At 52.9% G+C, this 18,516-nt stretch carries 18 protein-coding genes and 2 pseudogenes; 9 read left to right on the top strand and 11 right to left on the bottom strand.

Annotated elements, in window-relative coordinates:
* Positions 1-76 precede the first annotated feature (76 nt).
* Positions 77-1,363: a polysaccharide deacetylase family protein gene (locus E1963_RS00480; protein WP_132273880.1), complete on the top strand. Its 1,287-nt coding sequence runs from the start codon at positions 77-79 to the stop codon at positions 1,361-1,363.
* Here the strand turns inward: E1963_RS00480 and E1963_RS22450 are convergent.
* From E1963_RS22450 to E1963_RS00440, 7 genes and pseudogenes are all read right to left on the bottom strand, one after another.
* Positions 1,328-2,278 (bottom strand): annotated as a pseudogene (locus tag E1963_RS22450) (MATE family efflux transporter); the annotation flags it as partial. The gene E1963_RS00480 and the pseudogene E1963_RS22450 overlap by 36 nt on opposite strands.
* Complete coding sequence (locus tag E1963_RS00465) at positions 2,278-3,231, bottom strand: alpha/beta hydrolase (protein WP_132273878.1); 954 nt, start codon at positions 3,229-3,231, stop codon at positions 2,278-2,280. The gene E1963_RS00465 and the pseudogene E1963_RS22450, both read right to left, overlap by 1 nt.
* A 3-nt stretch (positions 3,232-3,234) precedes the next feature.
* Positions 3,235-3,861, bottom strand: a complete 627-nt coding sequence (locus tag E1963_RS00460; RefSeq protein WP_132273876.1) for a TetR/AcrR family transcriptional regulator — start codon at positions 3,859-3,861, stop codon at positions 3,235-3,237.
* An 11-nt stretch (positions 3,862-3,872) separates the two neighbouring features.
* Positions 3,873-4,955 carry a radical SAM/SPASM domain-containing protein gene (locus tag E1963_RS00455; RefSeq protein ID WP_132273873.1) on the bottom strand — a complete coding sequence of 361 codons (1,083 nt, stop codon included), beginning with the start codon at positions 4,953-4,955 and terminating at the stop codon, positions 3,873-3,875.
* A gap of 101 nt (positions 4,956-5,056) precedes the next feature.
* On the bottom strand, positions 5,057-5,377 hold the full coding sequence (locus tag E1963_RS00450; RefSeq protein ID WP_132273870.1) for a hypothetical protein: 321 nt from the start codon (positions 5,375-5,377) through the stop codon (positions 5,057-5,059).
* 11 nt (positions 5,378-5,388) lie between these two features.
* Positions 5,389-6,657, bottom strand: coding sequence for a DNA polymerase Y family protein (locus E1963_RS00445; RefSeq protein WP_066578371.1), 1,269 nt, complete (start codon positions 6,655-6,657; stop codon positions 5,389-5,391).
* Between the two features lie 86 nt (positions 6,658-6,743).
* A complete protein-coding gene (locus E1963_RS00440; protein WP_132273868.1) occupies positions 6,744-7,322 on the bottom strand; it encodes an SOS response-associated peptidase in 579 nt (192 codons plus the stop codon).
* A gap of 124 nt (positions 7,323-7,446) precedes the next feature.
* Here E1963_RS00440 and E1963_RS00435 point away from each other — a divergent pair, with 124 nt between their 5' ends.
* The gene (locus E1963_RS00435) at positions 7,447-8,061 is read left to right on the top strand and encodes a DUF1836 domain-containing protein (RefSeq protein ID WP_132273865.1); all 615 of its coding nucleotides are present in this window, start codon (positions 7,447-7,449) and stop codon (positions 8,059-8,061) included.
* A 22-nt stretch (positions 8,062-8,083) separates the two neighbouring features.
* Here E1963_RS00435 and E1963_RS00430 read toward each other — a convergent pair whose 3' ends face one another.
* Both E1963_RS00430 and E1963_RS00425 read right to left on the bottom strand, forming a co-directional pair.
* The gene (locus tag E1963_RS00430; protein ID WP_049727453.1) at positions 8,084-8,377 is read right to left on the bottom strand and encodes a YerC/YecD family TrpR-related protein; all 294 of its coding nucleotides are present in this window, start codon (positions 8,375-8,377) and stop codon (positions 8,084-8,086) included.
* Positions 8,378-8,441: 64 nt separating this feature from the next.
* The gene (locus tag E1963_RS00425; protein WP_330570615.1) at positions 8,442-9,182 is read right to left on the bottom strand and encodes a phosphatase; all 741 of its coding nucleotides are present in this window, start codon (positions 9,180-9,182) and stop codon (positions 8,442-8,444) included.
* A 303-nt stretch (positions 9,183-9,485) separates the two neighbouring features.
* On the opposite strand from E1963_RS00425, the gene E1963_RS00420 reads away from it, so the two are divergent.
* The 7 genes from E1963_RS00420 to E1963_RS00390 all read left to right on the top strand — a co-directional run bounded on the left by E1963_RS00420 (position 9,486) and on the right by E1963_RS00390 (position 15,545).
* Positions 9,486-9,701, top strand: coding sequence for a hypothetical protein (locus E1963_RS00420; protein WP_066578379.1), 216 nt, complete (start codon positions 9,486-9,488; stop codon positions 9,699-9,701).
* Positions 9,702-9,737: 36 nt separating this feature from the next.
* Positions 9,738-10,214 carry a hypothetical protein gene (locus E1963_RS00415; RefSeq protein ID WP_132273862.1) on the top strand — a complete coding sequence of 159 codons (477 nt, stop codon included), beginning with the start codon at positions 9,738-9,740 and terminating at the stop codon, positions 10,212-10,214.
* A gap of 70 nt (positions 10,215-10,284) precedes the next feature.
* Positions 10,285-11,283, top strand: coding sequence for an asparaginase (locus E1963_RS00410; RefSeq protein ID WP_315974347.1), 999 nt, complete (start codon positions 10,285-10,287; stop codon positions 11,281-11,283).
* Positions 11,284-11,458: 175 nt separating this feature from the next.
* The gene (vanR, locus tag E1963_RS00405) at positions 11,459-12,154 is read left to right on the top strand and encodes a VanR-ABDEGLN family response regulator transcription factor (protein WP_132273860.1); all 696 of its coding nucleotides are present in this window, start codon (positions 11,459-11,461) and stop codon (positions 12,152-12,154) included.
* A complete protein-coding gene (locus tag E1963_RS00400) occupies positions 12,132-13,304 on the top strand; it encodes a sensor histidine kinase (protein WP_132273857.1) in 1,173 nt (390 codons plus the stop codon). The genes vanR and E1963_RS00400 overlap by 23 nt, the downstream gene beginning before the upstream one ends.
* Positions 13,305-13,560: 256 nt before the next feature.
* The gene (locus tag E1963_RS00395; RefSeq protein ID WP_243117500.1) at positions 13,561-14,445 is read left to right on the top strand and encodes a D-alanyl-D-alanine carboxypeptidase family protein; all 885 of its coding nucleotides are present in this window, start codon (positions 13,561-13,563) and stop codon (positions 14,443-14,445) included.
* Positions 14,446-14,498: 53 nt separating this feature from the next.
* Positions 14,499-15,545, top strand: a complete 1,047-nt coding sequence (locus tag E1963_RS00390) for an ABC transporter substrate-binding protein (protein ID WP_132273855.1) — start codon at positions 14,499-14,501, stop codon at positions 15,543-15,545.
* A 102-nt stretch (positions 15,546-15,647) separates the two neighbouring features.
* On the opposite strand, the pseudogene E1963_RS00385 reads toward E1963_RS00390, so the two are convergent.
* Positions 15,648-15,761 (bottom strand): annotated as a pseudogene (locus tag E1963_RS00385) (GNAT family N-acetyltransferase); the annotation flags it as partial.
* 24 nt (positions 15,762-15,785) lie between these two features.
* Positions 15,786-18,479 (bottom strand): translation factor GTPase family protein, encoded by a 2,694-nt coding sequence (locus E1963_RS00380; protein ID WP_132273852.1) that lies wholly within the window; start codon positions 18,477-18,479, stop codon positions 15,786-15,788.
* Positions 18,480-18,516 lie beyond the last annotated feature (37 nt).

Below are 18,516 nucleotides of genomic sequence, written 5' to 3'. Positions count from 1 at the left end.
TTATGCTATAGTATTCTTATAGATATTTACATCAGCAGTCCGATAAGTATAGATTTGACGAGGGGATAAGATACAGATGAATCAACAGACAGAGATGACAGTTACGCACACAGGCAGCAGGCGGATCTCACAGCACAGGAAGAGAGCGAAGCTGCACCGGAACCTGAAGATAGGGATTAGCTGTGCAGCCGCTATCCTTCTTGGGTTTACCGCATTCTTGACGGTCCGGGCATACACCCAGCCCATCGACATCACATTGAAGCTTGACAAAGCCGTAATCACGCAGGGGGAAGAACTGCCGGCTCTTAAGGCAACCGCAGTTTACAAGGGCAAGAGCCCGGATAAGATGCTGGACAAAAAGAGAAAGCTCACGATAAAGGATTTTATCAAGGAACTCAATTCCGGCAAATATTATACATTGTCCTACAATGCAGACGCATCGGTGGACAATACATATCCCGTCAAGATTATTCTGAATAAGGATTTCCAGAAGCGGATGAAAGAGAAATGGGCTTCCAGGGTCAGGCTTGACGTGCAGGACGGAACGCTCGTCGTAAAGAATAAGCTGGGCAAATGGGAGGGAAAGAGATTCCGGCTGAACAGCGGGGAATACATGGCCGGTGATTTTCTTGCTTCCGGGGGCCATACATATTACTTTGATGAAAACGGGGACATGGTGACCGGACAGCGCCAGATCGGGCTGAAGCAGTGCACCTTTGACAAGGATGGCCGGCTTACGTCCAAAGGGGAGGCATCTGTACAGCCGGACAGGCCGATGATTGCCCTGACCTTCGACGACGGGCCCGGAGAACGGACGCAGGAACTGCTGGACGTGCTCGAGCGGTACAATGCACATGCCACGTTCTTTATGCAGGGGATGAACGTACCGAAATATCCGGACGCCGTAAAGAAGATGTTAGAGACCGGCTGCGAGCTCGGCAACCACACTTACAACCACCCCGACCTCACGAAGCAGAAGCCGGAGAAAATCAAAAAGCAGATCGAGGACACGAATGCCGCCATCCAGAATATATGCGGCCAGCCGGCCGATGTCCTGCGCCCGCCTTACGGCGCCATCAATGACGCGGTAAGGGCCGACGCGGGAATGCCTATGGTCCTCTGGTCTGTAGACACGCTTGACTGGAAGACGAAAGACACGGCGGCGACGATAGAATCCATCCGTTCCTCCGCAAGTGACGGGGCTGTCATCCTGCTGCATGATATCCATTCTTTCAGCGTAGATGCCGCCCTGGCCGTCATTCCCGAACTGACCAGACAGGGATATCAGCTCGTAACGGTAAGCGAGATGGCTGCTGCGAAGGGCGTATCACTCGAGAATGGAAAGACATACGGAAGTTTTTAACGGCTCTTCCAGCTTCTTCTCTTCTGTCTTCATCTCCTTGAATACATGGGCTATGCAGAGTACCGCAGCCGCAAAGGAGACGATATCCGCGGCCGGGGCAGAATACAATGCCCCGGTCACGCCAAACAGGCCCGACAGGATTAGGGCAAGCGGCACGCTCAGTACAAATTCCCTCAGAAGCGACAGCGACATGGACAGGAGCGGCTTTCCGAGCGACTGCAGGAAGATGCTTGCCGCCTTCTGCAGGCAGCACAGCACTATCATCCCGAGGAACACCCGGAAGGACAGCACGGCGAACTCGTTATACAGCCCGTTCTCGCTCCCGAATATCCCGATGATCTTAAGCGGAAAGAACTCAATAGCCTACAATAGGCTGGGCTCCCGCAGCGATTCCGACGACTATGGAGATGACAATCTGGAACACTTTCATGACGATGCCCACGACCGTCAGCAGGATATCCGCGCCATATTTCGACCTTGCCCCATACGTGACAAGCACATTATTCATGACAATCATGATAACCACGATCGACGCCTGCGTCAGAAAGCTGCTGACGCCGAGGGGCAGCATATGCCTGAACAGGCCCGCCCTCGGCCGGAAGCTGGACTTTCTGAGCCGGAAGGACTTCGTATGAAGCAGATAGCATACTGCCAGCAGGGCCGACACGGCCTGGCCGGCAACCGTCGCCACCGCAGCGCCCATCATTCCCCAGTGCAGGACAAATATGGCTTTAGGATCCAATACCACATTGATGATACAGCCTGCAAGCGTCGACAGCATGGCGAACTGTGGGCCGCCGTACTCATCACGACCGCATTTCCCACGCACTTGTGGGCCCTCTCTTCATTCTTCATCCCCTGGCAGATGCTTAGATATGCGGCACAGCCATCTCCTATGAGAAGGGCCAGCTCCATTATTCTGCCTTGTTTCCGTCATTTTGCTCCCAGATCCAACGCACCGCCTCCATGTATGCCTCACGGTCCTTCAGGTAGCTGCCGCAGTGGTCCGCGCCTTCCACGAGCAGAAGGCGCTTCCTCCCCCTGCACGCCTCATAATTCTGGATGGTCATGCTGCACGGCACGAACGTGTCTGCTCTCCCGTGTATGAACAGCACGGGTATGTCACAGTCCTTCAGCGCCTCCGGCACGGAGTAGTCGTCGAACCCGAATCCTGCCTTCCTTCTGCACCACCGTGTCAGACGCTTTACCGTGCAGGCTCCCACGAGCCGGAAATGCTTCCGGCCAAAGTTCAGCACCATGTCGTCCGGATAGGAGAATCCACAGTCGGCGATAATGCCCTTAACGCATGCCGGGAGCGCGCCGCCTGCCGCCATGAGTACCGTGGATGCTCCCATGGACACGCCGTAGAGGTACACGGGCAGATGGCTGCCGTTATTCTTTTCCACCCAGTCAAGCCATGCATGGCAGTCGTGCCGCTCCAGTATGCCGAACCCCATGTATGTCCCTTCGCTCTCTCCCTGGGCCCGCTGCTCCGGAAGAAGGAGGCTGCAGCCTTCTTCGTACAGTTCGCGTGCGCAGGCGCCGAAGTCACGCTTCCACGTCCCCCGCCACCCATGGAACATGACCATGATCCTCCGGGCCTCTTCCGCTTTTACATAATGCCCTCTCAGCTTAAGCCCGTCAAAGCTTTCTATCGTAACCGCTTCGCTCTTCTGCTTCTCCATCCATTCCATCCCCTGCCGGATCTCATCTCTGTACGCCTTCTTCCTGCCCCTCCGCCTTCTAAAAAAACGGCATCTGCGCTCTACCGCTATATTCAGGAATATCCGCATCACCGCAAGGTCGGCTGCGGCGGCCGCGGCTACGGCGGCGAAAGCCTTCATCGATGTCTTAAGTCTTTTCTGCATCGTCTACCTCTCCTCTGACCGCGCATATATCCTCGCAAACTCCCGCACATGCCGCTTAAGCTCACCAAGCGCCTCCTCTTCTCTTCCCGGCTCCTGGTCATATTTGTTCAGCAGGAAGAATATCGGCGCATAGAAGTTCATCGCCATGGCGGCCGGATCGGCGTCCCTGAGCACGCCCCATCTGGCCATCTGTGCAAATAAAGTAGTCTGGTAGGTGATGCTGTCCTCCATAAATATCTTCCGGTACACCTCGTATATCTCTCTCGTCCGGTACTGCTCAATCGTCAGCATCCGGCGGAACCGGGACGCAAAGGCGTCTTTCATGTAGAACAGGAATATCTGCCGGCTCAGCTTTATAAGGCCGTCCGTCGTCAGATTGCCGTATACCCGGACCGCCTGTTCCATATCCGCCTCGTCCGGGAGGCCGAGCGTCTGCGACATGTGTGCCATCCTGGAGGACATCTCCTGCACGATTGTATCAAAAATTTCTTTCTTACTCTTATAGTGTTTGTATAGTGAGCTATCTTTTATTCCCACAGTTTCCGCAATATTCTTCACGCTCGTCCCTTCATACCCCCTTGTAGAAAACAGGGTGAGCGCTTCTTCCATGATCCGCTCTTTTGTTCCCATATGCTCCCTCCTCACAGACATCCTTTTACAGACTGCTCCTGCTCGAACAGCACGCATCCGCCGGTATGCTCCTTCGTCAGCAGCCCTTCTGCCCTCAGCCGGATGAAGAACGGGGACTTCAGCGCTTCACGCAGGCTCGTATGTAACAGGCTCGTATCCGAGAAAGGGGAGAACGGGCACGGCTCCGCCCCTCCCTTCGCGTTGATGTGGAAGAACCCCCTTCCCGCCGCCAGGCAGCCGCCGGAGCTCTTCTCATCTCCGGGGAAGGATACGAACAGCAGCTCTTTCTGGGCTTCCCTCAGCATCTTCAGCCGCTGCTCCATATATGCCCGCTCTGCGTCTCCCGGCGCCAGATGCTCCGTCTCCTTCTCTGCGGGTACGTACTCCACATAGATGACGGCTTTACATCCCTGGCGGGCCAGATGTGCTGTAAATTCTTCCGACAGGACTTCCTGCATGTTCTCCCTTGTGACCGTCACCGAGGCGCCGAACAGGATGCCGCTCTCTTTCATCCTCCCCATCGCCTTTTGCAGGGATGCGTAGACGCCGCTTCCCCTCCGTTCGTCCGTGAGCCTTTCCTCCCCTTCTATGCTGAGGACGGGTATGAGGTTTCGGTTCTTGCCGAACAGCTTCAGATACGCTTCATCCAGCATCGTCCCGTTCGTAAATACAGGAAACAGTATCCTGCGGTGTCTGCCGGCCTGCTCCAGCACGTCCCGGCGCAGGAGCGGCTCCCCGCCTGCAAGCAGGATAAATGCGACACCTGCCTCTTCCGCCTGGCAGAATACCTCTCCCCACCGCGCCGCGGACATCTGCAATTCTTCGCCTCTGTCCATACAGCTTACGTTCGCCCTGGCGTAACACCCCTTGCAGTGCAGGTTACATGAATCTGTAATGCTGGCAATCAGGAACGGAGGGATATGCTCTCCCGCCGCCTCAAGCTTTGCCCTCCTTCTGCCCGCCTCTCGTCCCAAAGACGCATACCGTGCCAGGAACAGGCTCTCCTTCGGATTGTCCGCCGACGCTCTCAGTATGCCCTGCACGATCCGTTCCACACCCTTGCTCAAATATTCTTCCAGCTGATTTTCCCGCATATGATATCCTCCTCTGCCAAAACAGGCTAATGAACACTAGCTTCTATGTCTCCATTATAGCTAGTGTTCATTAGCCTGTCAATATGTTTGTCATCCTTTTGTTACTCCGTCCCCTTCCAGACGATCTTCCATCTGCACTCTGTCTGATGGAATAGCAGCGTGAAGAAATATTCTCTCCCCTCCGACACCGTCCGGCACGCGTAGGACATCATAGGGATGCCGCAGAAATTCTCCTTCTCCGAATACAGCACTTCGATATTCGATATGGAGCGGATTACCCCGTCCTCGTCCTCATATTTGATAAACTTCGGAAACATATTTCCCCTGCTCGTAAACCAGCACCCGCAGGCGATATCTTCCTGTTTCCCCCGGACAGGTCCCCGGTCCGGGGCTTCTGTATTTATACCGATTCCAAAAGCCATCGTTCTCCCTCCTACTCTATCTTAAGCTTCTCATAATCTACCGTCCGTTTTTCTCTTGACACCCCTCCGGACAGATGGTCTATCTCCGGCACCGCCAGGAAGGCCGCGCGCCTTACCGCATCGATGCCGAATCTCCCTCTCACCCGGTCGATCGTCCTGTCCCACCGTTCCAGCTTCTTATAGTCCCTGTCGTCAAACAGCGACAGCTGCCTCAGCTCCCCTTCGTCCTTAACCCGGCCCGTGTGTATGCCGAGATGACGGATCGGCGCGTAGTCCCATAGTTCGTCGAACAGCCGGCAGGCCGCCTCATATATCTCTTTCGTGATATTGGTCGGGTTCGGCAGTACGGTCTGATGGGACACATGGCGGAATTCCCGGTCCTTTATCCCGATGCTTATGACCTGGATCTTTACCCCGTCCTTCCTAAGACGCATCCCGAGCGTCTCCGCCAGCGCAAGCAGCACGAGCTTGGCCGCAGCCGCGTCCGTCACGTCAAAAGGTGTCGTCGTGCTGTTCCCGTAGCCTTTGTTCGGTATGGGCTCAGGCTCCACGATAGAGAAGTCCCTTCCGTTGGCAAAGTTCCATATCACGTCCCCGTGGGATTTCAGGTGCATCCGAAGCAGCTCCCGATCCGCCTCCGCCAGCTGTCCTATCGTGCATATGCCAAGCTTATGCAGCTTCTTCGCAGTGGCGCGCCCGACAAAAAACAGGTCGTTTACCGGCAGCTTCCACATCTTCGTCCTGATCTCCTCCGGGAACAAGGTGTGCACCCGGTCAGGCTTCTTAAAGTCCGAGGCCATCTTGGCCAGCAGCTTGTTGGACGAGATGCCGATATTCACCGTAAAGCCCAGTTCCCTGCGGATGCGGTCCTTGATATCGAAGGCCGTTTCTACAGGATTCCCGAACAGCTTCTGCATGCCGGACATATCCATGAACACCTCATCGATGCTGTACTGCTCCACTGCCGGCGTATACTCTTTCAGGATATCCGTAAAGGCCCGGGAGCACTTCTCATACAGCCCGTAATTGGGCGGCGCGATATACAGGCCCGGACATTTCTGCCTTGCCTCCGGTATCGATTCCCCTGTCTTGATTCCATATGCTTTCGCGGGGATGGATTTGGCAAGGATGATTCCGTGCCTCTGCTTTATATCTCCGCCGATGGCTGATGGTATGTCCCGCAGGTCCGTGGACGCTCCCAGGAAGCCAAGACGAAAAACCGCCTCCCACGAAAGGAAGGCGGAGTTTACATCAATATGATAGATAATCTGTTCTGACATGACTCACACCTCTTTCTTTTTACTGTAAGTATATCAGAACTTACGTTCGATTTGTCTGGTAATTTCTTCCCGGCGGCCTCCACAGCCTAAAACGGAAGGCTCTCCTGCATAAACCCTTCTTTTTCCAGCAGGGTATCCGGCTGCAGGCCGAGCAGCTGCTCATACCTCTTCTCATCTTCCAGCCATGCCCTGCTCCTCTCCTCGTCCAAAATAAGCGGCATCCTGTTGTGCACGGGGCGGACGGAGGCATTGGCATCTGTCGTGAGGATGATGAAATGGTCTTCCTCTGAAAAGCGTTTCCAGAATCCGGCGAAGAACATCCCTGTCTTCCCCTCCGGCTGAAAGGCGATCTTGTTCTTATCTTTGTCCCACTCGTAGAACCGCCGCGCCGGGATGACGCATCTGCGGTTCATGACGCTTTCGGAAAACATCCGCTTCTGCAGGGCGCTCTCGCTTCTGGCGTTGATGACAAGCCCTTTGTTCTGTGGTGCCGGATATCCCCAGTCCATCTGCCGCAGCACCGCCTCTCCTGCATCGCGGGCGATGACCGAAGCCTTCTGCCCCGGATATATCTCTCCTTTTATGAGCAGCTTCCGGTCCAGCTGCCTGACAATTTTTTCTATCTCTCTGGCCGTCTCGTCGTCCACATAATAACGTCCACACATAACTCACAGCTCCTTTTATATTGTTACTTAAATCATAGCACAGGCTGTCAAGGGGGACGTCTCAGAAAATACTTGCCATATAGTTTTTAACACTATATAATGACTATATTGGGGTGATAATAATATGACGATTGATACAAAAGATATGCTGAACAGTATCTTATCCAGCATCTCGCGGATTGATTATGTGAGACCTGACAGCATTCCAAATATAGAATTATATATGGACCAGGTAACTACATTCATGGAAAAGGAGCTGAGCTCTACGAAGCGCTTTCCTGAAGACAAGATTCTGACAAAGACGATGATCAACAACTATGCGAAGAACAACCTTCTCCCGCCGCCGGTGAAGAAGAAGTATTCGAGAGAGCACATTCTCGTCCTTATCTTCATCTACTACTTTAAGAACATCCTGTCCATCAAGGATATAGAGACTCTGCTGGCACCGATTACCGGAAAATATTTTGATACCGGTGGCAGTTTCGACCTTACTTCTATCTACGAAGAGATATGCCAGACCGAGAAGGCGCGCATCGACTCGCTTCAGAAAGAGGTGGCCAGGACGCACAAGGCTGCTACCGAAAGTTTTTCAGAAGCGCAGGAAGGCGAAGAGAGGGATTACCTGCAGCTCTTCTCGTTCATATGCAGCCTGAGCTTCGACGTGTATGTCAAAAAGCTCATTATAGAAAAGCTCATAGACGAACTGCCTGAACCGGACAATCAGGATAAAAAGAAATAGAGCGGACCGCTCTATTTCTTTTTTATCTATCTTCCTTGATCCTCTCAAACACCATATCATAACCGTCATTTCCATAGTTCAGGGAACGGTTCACACGGCTGATCGTAGCGGTAGACGCCCCTGTCTTTTCGGCGATTTCCAGATAGGTCTTATGTTCCCTCAGCATCTTTGCCACCTCAAAGCGCTGCGACAGCGACAGCAGCTCGTTGATGGTACAGATATCCTCGAAAAAAGTATAGCACTCTTCTTTATCTTCCAGACTTAGTATAGCACGAAACAGATAGTCTACTGCTTCGGTCCTAATCTTTTTACTCATACTATTATCTCCTTCGTAACAGAATTCATTACCGTTACATTTTAGCACACTAAATTCGTAAAGTCTATAGTTTTTTATTCCGTTTTAGACAAGCCCTGAATTTTTCCAGAGAGGTATTAGCCACGAGCTCTTCCGGGAAAGCAGCCTCCCTCAGCACTTCCATTGAATACCGGCAGTCGGCGATGTCCACATCCATGTGTGCGTCCGATCCGAGCACTACCATCGTCCCGTACTCCTTGCACAGCCTGAGCATGCGGGCGGCATTGCGATGCGTATCCTGGCGGAACCCTCCCGGCCTCAGGGAGGAATTGTTCACCTCCAGCAGCGTGCCTGTCCGCTTCGCCTCTTTTACGAGCGCCTCATAATCCACCGGAACCCTGCCGTCGTCCGGGTGCCCTATGATGTCGATATAGTCCTTCTCCATCACGTTGATATATGTCTGCGTGATCTCCTTCTCGTCAAGCTCACCTTCATAGCAGGGCACATGGATGCTCGCTATCGCCATGTCCAGCTCGCGGACCAGGTATTCCGGCAGATCCACCTCACCGTTCCCGTTCATGACATTCAGCTCCACTCCCATCAGAAGCTCTATGCCATACATATTTCTCGGCACGACCCTCATATTCTGGAAATAAAATATGTGGCACGTTCCCGGCATCTTTGGCGCATGCTCTGTCACCGCCAGCCCCGAAAGCCCTTTGTCCGCCGCCATCTTGGCCATCTCGCGCAGCGTGTTGTAAGCATGTCCGCTCGCAAGCGTATGGGTATGTGTATCGATTGCTATATGAATATTCTGCTCTTCCATGATAAAAAACTCCTGTTCGTTTAAAATAACTTTATATAATGACATACTACCATAATTTCCCGGTTCTTTCTACCACAAGTCGATCATCCTGCCGCAAGCGGCGTAGTATCCCATCTTCGCGGCGTCTTTTGGAAAAGCGGCTGCAGATATAGGATCGCTCGCGTTTGCCGCCGCCATGGAAATAATATACAGTATGTACATTTCTCTTTTTACATATTCTAAAGACAGCTTCAGTCGGCAAGGTACACGCGTCCTTGCCTGAACCGTTCCACAAATATTGTAAAACAGGAGGTATCCTTGACTATGAAAGATAAAAAAGATTTAGAGAACCAGCACCTCATCGACTCTTATGACTATCTGTCCAATGCAGCCTCTTCCTGGGACTGCACGGGGCTCATCCCATCCGAGCCCATCTCGGTAGGGGAGCTGGAATCCTACGAAGACCTGTACCACTTCCTGCCTCCAAACGGGAAGGCATCGAATCTGAAGAAGGAAGAAGGAGACGAACAAACAAAATAACTCAGCATATATTAATCAAAAATGGAGTGTTTGATTATGGCTGACATGAAACTTGTCCCTGTAACAGGGATTGTACAAAATATTACATCCATGCGTGACAACTGCTGTGAACTGCTCGTCTCTATCCGCAATGCTGATGGCATCACCAACTTTGTAGTAGGCCCTGACTCTTATGTCATCAATGAAGTACGTCTGCGGCCAGGAATGAACGTGATTGCATTCTATGATGCGAACCTGGCTATACCGCTTATCTTTCCGCCCCAGTACCGGGCCGTCATCATCGGACGCAAGAATCCGAGCGAGAATATGTACGCCGGCTATTTCGATGAAAGCCTGACTTCGGAGGACGGCTCTCTTAAGCTGAACATGACAAGGACGACCGATGTCGTCACCTCCAACGGACAGCATTTTAACTGCGACCTGGGCGGACGGCTTCTGATCGTATACTACAGCGCCTCGACGAGGAGCATCCCTGCCCAGACGACGCCCCGGCGCGTCATCGTGCTCTGCTAGGCTTTGGCTCTTGACACATATTCTAAACGAGGGTAAGGTAGAAATGGACTATGTATTGAGAGGTTGAAAAATGATGAAAAAAATACTTATGATAGCAACCGGAGGCACCATAGCCTCCAAAGAAGGAGCAGGCGGCCTGACCCCGGCTATGACCGGGGAAGAGCTGGCTTCTTTCGTTCCCGGAATCGAGGACAAGTGCGAGCTTGACATCCTTCAGCTCATGAACATCGACAGCACGAACATGCGCCCGCGCCAGTGGATGGAGATCCGCGACGCCGTCATGGAGCACTATGGCAGCTACGACGGTTTTGTAATCCTGCACGGAACCGACACGATGGCCTATACTGCCGCTGCCCTTTCCTACCTCATCCAGAACACCCCGAAGCCGATCGTCATCACCGGTTCACAGAAGCCGATGGGCAACCCGTATACCGATGCCAAGCTGAATGTCTACCAGAGCATACTCTATGCTCTTGACGACGGCTCCTGCAATGTCTCCATCGTGTTCAACGGCAAGGCAGTCGCCGGGACGAGAGGCCGCAAGCAGAGGACCCGGAGCTTTGACGCGTTCGAGAGCATGAACTTTCCGCTTCTGGCCGTCATACACGACGACCGCATCGTACGCAAGTATGCAGGGACCCTTCCCACAGAAGGAGATCTCGTCACTTATACACGCCTGAATGACCGGGTCTTCGTCCTGAAGCTCACGCCGGAAGTAAAGGCGGACCTCTTCGGGCTGCTGGACGGCGGATATGACGCCATCATCCTGGAAACATTCGGCATCGGCGGCATTCCCGAATATGACGACTCCTTTGAAAAGGCTATCTTTGGATGGGTAGATTCCGGAAAGGCCCTCGCCGTCACCACCCAGGTGCCGGAGGAGGGCTGCGATCTGGACGTGTACCAGGTCGGCAAGAAATACAGCGAACATCCGGGCATCCTCCAGGCAGGCGACATGACGACCGAGGCGATCGTGGCGAAGATGATGTGGATTCTCGGACAGACACATGACCGGGACGAGATACGCAGGCTGTTCTTCAAAGAGATCAACCATGACCGGACTGTCTAAGGGCGGGGACAATGTAGAGGCCGGCTCTTTTTGCAATTACGGTTACCCGCCAGGCAAAGCGCCATGCAACGGACATATGTGCCCTGTTCTGAAAATCTTAATAATATCTTACGCGAATCTCCATAAAGTCTCAATTTTCCCTTGATAAAATATAAAGGAAAGGAGCCGGAACACTATGTCAGAAAAAATATTAGTTGTGGATGACGAACGAGAAATCGCGGATCTTGTCGCGCTCTACCTTGAAAATGAAAATTTTACCGTACTCAAATATTATAACGCTTCAGACGCCTTGGACTGTATCTGCAGCGAAACGCTGGATCTGGCAATCCTGGACATCATGATGCCTCATATGAACGGGCTGGAGCTATGCCAGAAGATCCGTGAGCAGCACCGCTATCCTGTCATCATGCTGACCGCGAAGGACGGAGAGATCGACAAGATTACCGGATTGACCTTAGGTGCCGACGACTATATTACAAAACCCTTCCTGCCTTTGGAGCTGGTAGCGCGGGTCAAGGCACAGCTGCGCAGGTACAAGCGGTACAACGTGGGAGATGGGCCAAAGGAGGATGTCATCGTCCACTCCGGGCTCGTCATCAATGTCAGGACCCATGAATGTACGCTGAACGAAAGGCCGCTGTCCCTCACCCCTACTGAATTCTCTATTCTGCATATCCTGTGCCGGAAGAAGGGTACGGTCGTCAGTTCCGAAGAACTGTTCCACAAGATCTGGAATGACGAATATTTCAGCAAGAGCAACAATACAATCACCGTCCATATACGGCACCTGCGGGAAAAGATGGGAGATTCCTTCGAGAAGCCAAAGTATATAAAGACAGTCTGGGGGTGTGGATACAAGATTGAAAACTGACACCTCTTCAAAAGCAGGCACGTTCCGATATGCCAGGAGCCTTTTCGCCGTGTCCATCGTCCCTGCTTTGTGCTTTATCATCTACTATCTCATAGACAACCTATGGAACGGGGCCTTTGTAGAGTGGTTTGAAAAGAACTATATGCTCATCCAGAACGAGTATCTTCCGGAAACGGGACAGTATGCGCTTACCTACAGCCCTGTATGGCCCAAGTTAAAATCTATGCTTCTCGCCATATTCATCCTTACCGTCACACTGTGGCTGCTCAGCGTCCTTGTAACCTCTCATCTCTACGCGAGGGACAAGGTCAGAAAATCGATAACAGAGACCAGCCGCATCCTGCGTACCTATATGATGACTGACGCGGAAACTACGGAAATATTTCCAAAGGAGTATGCAGAACTCTCCGTGCAGATGGCTGAAATCAAATCCACCATGCAGCGCCATGAGCAGATACTGAAGGAAGAAGCGGCCCGCAAGAACGACCTGATCACATATCTGGCACATGACCTGAAGACGCCGCTCACCTCCGTCATCGGATATCTGAGCCTTCTGGACGAGGCTTCGGATATGCCCGGCAGCCAGAAAGAGAAATATGTAAGAATCACTTTAGACAAGGCGCAGAGGCTGGAGAAGCTCACCAACGAGTTCTTTGAAATCACCCGCTATAATCTGCAGCAGATTGCGCTGGAAAAGGAAACGATAGACCTCTGTTATATGCTCGTCCAGATGACGGACGAATTCTATCCGCTTCTCACCTCCCACGGCAACACGGCCCATCTTAACGTCAGAGAGGACATGACCATTTACGGTGATGCCTTAAAGCTTGCGCGGGTATTCAACAACATATTAAAAAATGCGATAGCTTACAGCTATCCCGATACGGCAATCGAGATATGGGCCGAGGAAAGGGCGGAGGAAACGCTTATATTTTTCCGCAATAAAGGAAAGACGATACCTGCCCAGAAGCTGGAATCGATATTTGAAAAGTTCTTCCGTCTGGACGAAGCCCGGACTACGAATGCAGGCGGAGCAGGACTGGGACTTGCCATCGCGAAAGAAATCGTCACTCTGCACGGCGGAGACATTGCCGTAGAAAGCAGAGATGAACTGACGACCTTCTGCCTGTCCCTCCCTTCCTGCCATTAACAAAATCTCTCCCTCTCCTTAGCCTTTTCTTAGGATTTAAGCAGTGGAATCTTAAAGTACCGGCAGGTTGCGTCCTGTAAAATAAATACGGGTAAAGTTATATTACGAGAAAAGGCAGGTATATGCAATGAACAACAGACAACATAAAAAGCAGCTCCCGGACAAAAGGCGAAAGATGCGGCGCAGAAGGCGGAGACGCCGCGCTTTTGCAGGGATGACAGCAGCAGCAGTCCTTTTATGCACCCTATTTCTGGCCGTGAAGACATTATATCCTCTGCTGTCAGAAGAACGTAAGGCAGATACGGATATCACCTATGACGGCGCTTCTCCTTCCCTGTCCGTCAATTTAGACAACCTGTACAGCCCCCATGCAATCCTCATCGACCTGGACAGCGGCAAGGCAGTTGCAGCGCGCGGCAGCCAGGACAGGATATATCCTGCTTCGCTCACGAAGATAATGACCGCATTGCTGGCAGTGGAAGAGACGGATAATCTGGATGAAACCGTCACCCTCTCCACCCGCATCTTCCCGAAACTGTATGCGGAAGAAGCTTCTATGGCCGGCTTCCAGCCCGGAGAACGCGTACAGCTTAGAGATCTGCTATATGGCATCCTGCTCCCTTCCGGTGCAGAATGCTGCCTCGCGTTTGCCGAAAGGATTGCCGGCTCCGAAGAGGCATTTGTGAAGCTGATGAACGAGAAGGCAAAAGAACTGGGAATGGACAGTACGCACTTCTGCAATTCCACGGGGCTGCACGACGGCAATCATTATTCTACCGTAGAAGATATGGCAGTTCTACTAAAGCATGCGCTGAAAAATGCCGACTTCCGGGAGGCATTTACGAGCAGCCAGCACAGCACCCTTCCATCGGACCTGCACCCGGACGGCTTCACGTTCTACAGTACGATGTTCGAATATATGTCCAGCGCCAAAGTTACCGGCGGAGAGATCCTCGGGGGAAAGACAGGATATACGGAAGAAGCCGGGCTGTGCCTGGCAAGCCTGGCAGGCATCAACGGAAAAGAATACATCCTCGTGACCGCCAAAGCCGACGGAACCCATGATACGGAACAGTTCCACATTCTGGACGCGGTAAACGTCTATAACCAGGTTGGGGCATCTTCAAATGATTCACAGTAACGTATCTGCATTTTCAGAATATATTATACCATTAGCAATCAAGGAGGTATTTTATGAAAAAGCGATTACTTGCTGTTCTGCTTGTGGCCGTCATGGCTCTGTCCATGCTGGCCGCATGCTCCTCTGCCAAAGAGGATAAGGATACGAAAGACACGGCCGAGACTGCCGGAGAGACAAAGGAACAAAAAACGGTGGATGTAACGCTCAACGAAGTTGCACATTCCATTTTTTATGCCCCGATGTATATCGCCATCGAAGAAGGGTATTTCAAGGAGGAAGGCATCAATCTGGATCTTGTGACAGGGTTTGGCGCCGACAAGACGATGACCGCCGTGCTCTCCGGTGAAGCAGATATCGGTTTCATGGGTTCCGAGGCTTCTATCTACACGTACAACGAAGGGGCCAACGACTATGTCGTGAACTTCGCACAGCTCACGCAGCGGGCCGGAAACTTCCTCGTCGCCCGTGAGGAAATGCCGGACTTTAAGTGGGAGGACTTAAAAGGCAAGCTTGTGCTCGGCGGACGTAAAGGCGGCATGCCTGAAATGGTATTTGAATATATCCTGCGCCAGAACAATATCGATGCGGCCAAGGATGTGGAGATTGACCAGAGCATCGACTTTGGTTCCACCGCGGCAGCATTCTCGGGCGGCCAGGGCGACTTCACCGTCGAGTTTGAACCAGGGGCCACAAGTCTTGAAAAAGAGAAGGAAGGCTATGTAGTCGCTTCCCTTGGAACCGACAGCGGCTATGTTCCGTACACGGCCTTCTCTGCAAAGAAGAGCTACATCGACAAGAACCCTGACGTAATACAGGGCTTCACGAATGCGCTCCAGAAAGGTATGGACTACGTACAGTCCCACACCCCGGAAGAAATCGCTTCCATCATCGCTCCCCAGTTCAAGGAGACGGACCTGGACACTATCACGACTATCGTGACAAGATACTATGACCAGGACACTTGGAAGGATAACCTCATATTTGAAAAGAAGAGCTTCGAGCTGCTCCAGGATATCCTGGAGGACGCAGGCGAGCTTGACGAACGGGTGCCGTATGACGACCTCGTGACGACCGACTTCGCTGACAAAGCGGCAAAATGATAGAATGGATGAAGGGCTGCCGGGAGAGCATATTTTCCCGGCAGCCCTTCTTAATGGACCGTTTCTGTTATTTATTGAGTATTCTCTTTAAGCCGGCAGCAGAAGCCATTGCCGCTTCGCTTCAATCCCTTTGTGGGGCTTCCTGCTGCGGATAATGCAGCACAAGTGCTCATCGTACAGGTTCTCTTTCGTCAAATTTATAAATTCCGTGTTCATCCGTATCCTCGCTTCCTGCCAGTGTCAATCTGCAGAATCCTTTCCCATCTGCATATCTTCCATATAATCGGCCAGTTCTTCCGGCAGATTGTCAAACAGATAGCTGCGGGTGCTTCTGCTCTCTTTGAGGTGCTCCTCTCTCAGTTCCTGCATGGCCAGCTCCACCTCTTCCCGGAGCCCCTGCGCCGACAGTCTCCGTCCGCCTTGTCCGAGAATGATCACCTGTTCCAATGCATCTGACGTGGCCACGGTCACATTATGCTTCCTCCCGATTCTGTGGACCGTCTTTTCAATATACTGGTCTGCCGTCTCTGCTTCCTTCGTATACACGATATAGATGTTGTGGTAGGTGGAGACAGCGCCCGGATTTCCTTCCACTTTGTATGCATCGAACACAAGGATAAGCGTCATCTTACGGAAACCCTGGTAATTGCTCATAATGTCCATGAGCCTGTCCCTGGCGCTCATGATGTTCACCTTTGCAAGCTCTTTGAGCTCCTCCCATGCAAAGATGATATTATAGCCGTCCACAAGCAGATATTCTTCTGCCTGCTCCCGCCTCTTCTTCTGCGGCCTGTATTCTGCCGCCGAGATGCTCCCGCCTTCCGTCCTGCGTCTCTGCGCCGTCTTTTTTCTTTTGACGGGACCATACGTGCGCTCGAAGATTTCCTCCAGCTCTTTTTCACTGTAAGCGGGACTGCTGCCAGTACCATACGGCAGATTTGAGGGAACCGCTTCCGGCCCGCTCCCGCCGGCATCCCGGTTCCTGTCCTGCCATCCGCTGTCCACATGCATATATTCCTCGACCTTATCCCAGCTGACGACAAAGCCGGCACCATGGGCGCAGAATACGGAACCGGTCGGGTTTTCCAGGTCTTTCTCCGAATCATAGCCTGTCATCTCTATGATTTCTTCCGCATTTTTACATGGATGGTATCCGCCCGGCATACAGGAGATCCTTCCCCGCCCCCTCGTGTAGGCATTCCATTCGGTCTGGTAGCCCTGCATGGATGCAACCGGCACGTTTCCGGTCAGGACAGACATGTCTCCTTGCGTCTGCGGAGCCTCAAAATCTCCGTTCATCCGCTGGATGTCAGACATGGCACGGCCCACAGACTCTGCGGGAACCTCCATGCGGAACACATAGTAAGGCTCCAGCAGGATGCTTCCCGCCCTCTTAAGCCCCTGGCGGACCGCCCGGTAAGTAGCCTGGCGGAAGTCTCCTCCCTCGGTATGCTTCAGATGCCCCTTTCCGGCGATGAGGGTTATCTTCATGTCCGTGATGGCAGAACCGGTCAGCACGCCCGGATGCTCCCGTTCCTCGAGATGGGTCAGTATGAGCCGCTGCCAGTTCCCGTCCAGCTCATCTTCGCCCACTGCGCTGTCAAATACAAGGCCGCTCCCCTCCTCCAGCGGCTCCAGAAGCAGATGCACTTCCGCATAATGGCGCAGCGGTTCAAAGTGTCCGACCCCTTCTGCCGGCCTTTGGATCGTCTCCTTGTATACGACATGTCCCGTGTCAAACTGAACGGATACGCCGAACCTTTCCTGTATGATCCTTTTTATAATTCCAATCTGGACTTCCCCCATGAGCTTTGCATGGATCTCTCCGAGACGTTCGTTCCATACGATGTGAAGCTCCGGCTCTTCTTCCTCCAGCTGCTTAAGGTTGGCAAGCATCGTATGGGCGTCTGCACCGTCCGGCAGCACGACCCGGTAGTTAAGCACCGGTTCCAGCACCGGCATGTCGGATGCGGATTCCGTTCCAAGCCCCTGTCCCGGATATGTCCCGGCAAGCCCGGTAACCGCACAGGCCATCCCGGCCTCCGCCTCCTCCACCGCTTCATATCTTGTCCCGGAATAGATACGTATCTGGTCGGCTTTCTCCCTGGCCGCCACCCTGCCTTCGCAGTCTCTTATCTCAATGGCTTCCTTGACCTTCAGGCTCCCCCCGGTAATCTTCATATAAGTCAGACGGCTTCCCTGCCTGTCTCTGGCAATCTTGTACACCTTGGCCCCGAAAGCTTCCGGGCAGGCCGGAAGCCTCGTATACTGCGCGATGCCGTCAAGCAGCTCCTCGACACCTGACAGCCTTAATGCTGAGCCGAAATAGCACGGATATACCTTCCGCTCCCGGATAAGCCCCGCTAGGTCCTCTTCATCCGCATATTCGCCCGAGAGATAGCGCTCCAGCAGCTCCTCATCACACATGGCAATCTGTTCACGGAATTCTTCCACGTCTCTTTCCGGCCCGAAATCCACGCATTCTCCTCCGAACCTGTCCTGCAGCTCCTTGAGGAGCCGTTCCTGATCCGTTCCCTCCTGATCCATCTTATTGATGAACAGAAAGGCCGGAATCCCATATCGGGCAAGGAGCCTCCACAGCGTCTCCGTATGCCCCTGTACGCCGTCCGCCCCGCTTACGACGAGAACGGCATAGTCCAGTACCTGAAGCGTCCGCTCCATTTCTGCGGAGAAGTCCACATGGCCGGGGGTATCCATGAGCGTAATCTCCACATCTCCAAAAGAGAATACTGCCTGTTTGGAAAAGATGGTGATCCCTCTTTCCTTTTCCATCTCGTACGTATCCAGAAACGCGTCCTTATGGTCCACACGCCCCATTCTGCGGAGTGCGCCGCTTATGTACAGCATGCTCTCCGACAGCGTCGTCTTTCCCGCATCCGCATGGGCCAGTATTCCCAGTACAATTCTTTTCATCTATCTTCACTCTTTCCTGACTGCTTGCCTGCAAAAA

The sequence above is a fragment of the Extibacter muris genome, from assembly GCF_004345005.1.
In the GTDB taxonomy this organism is placed as follows: Bacteria; Bacillota; Clostridia; order Lachnospirales; family Lachnospiraceae; genus Extibacter; species Extibacter muris.
This window is presented reverse-complemented; position numbering and strand designations above follow the sequence as displayed.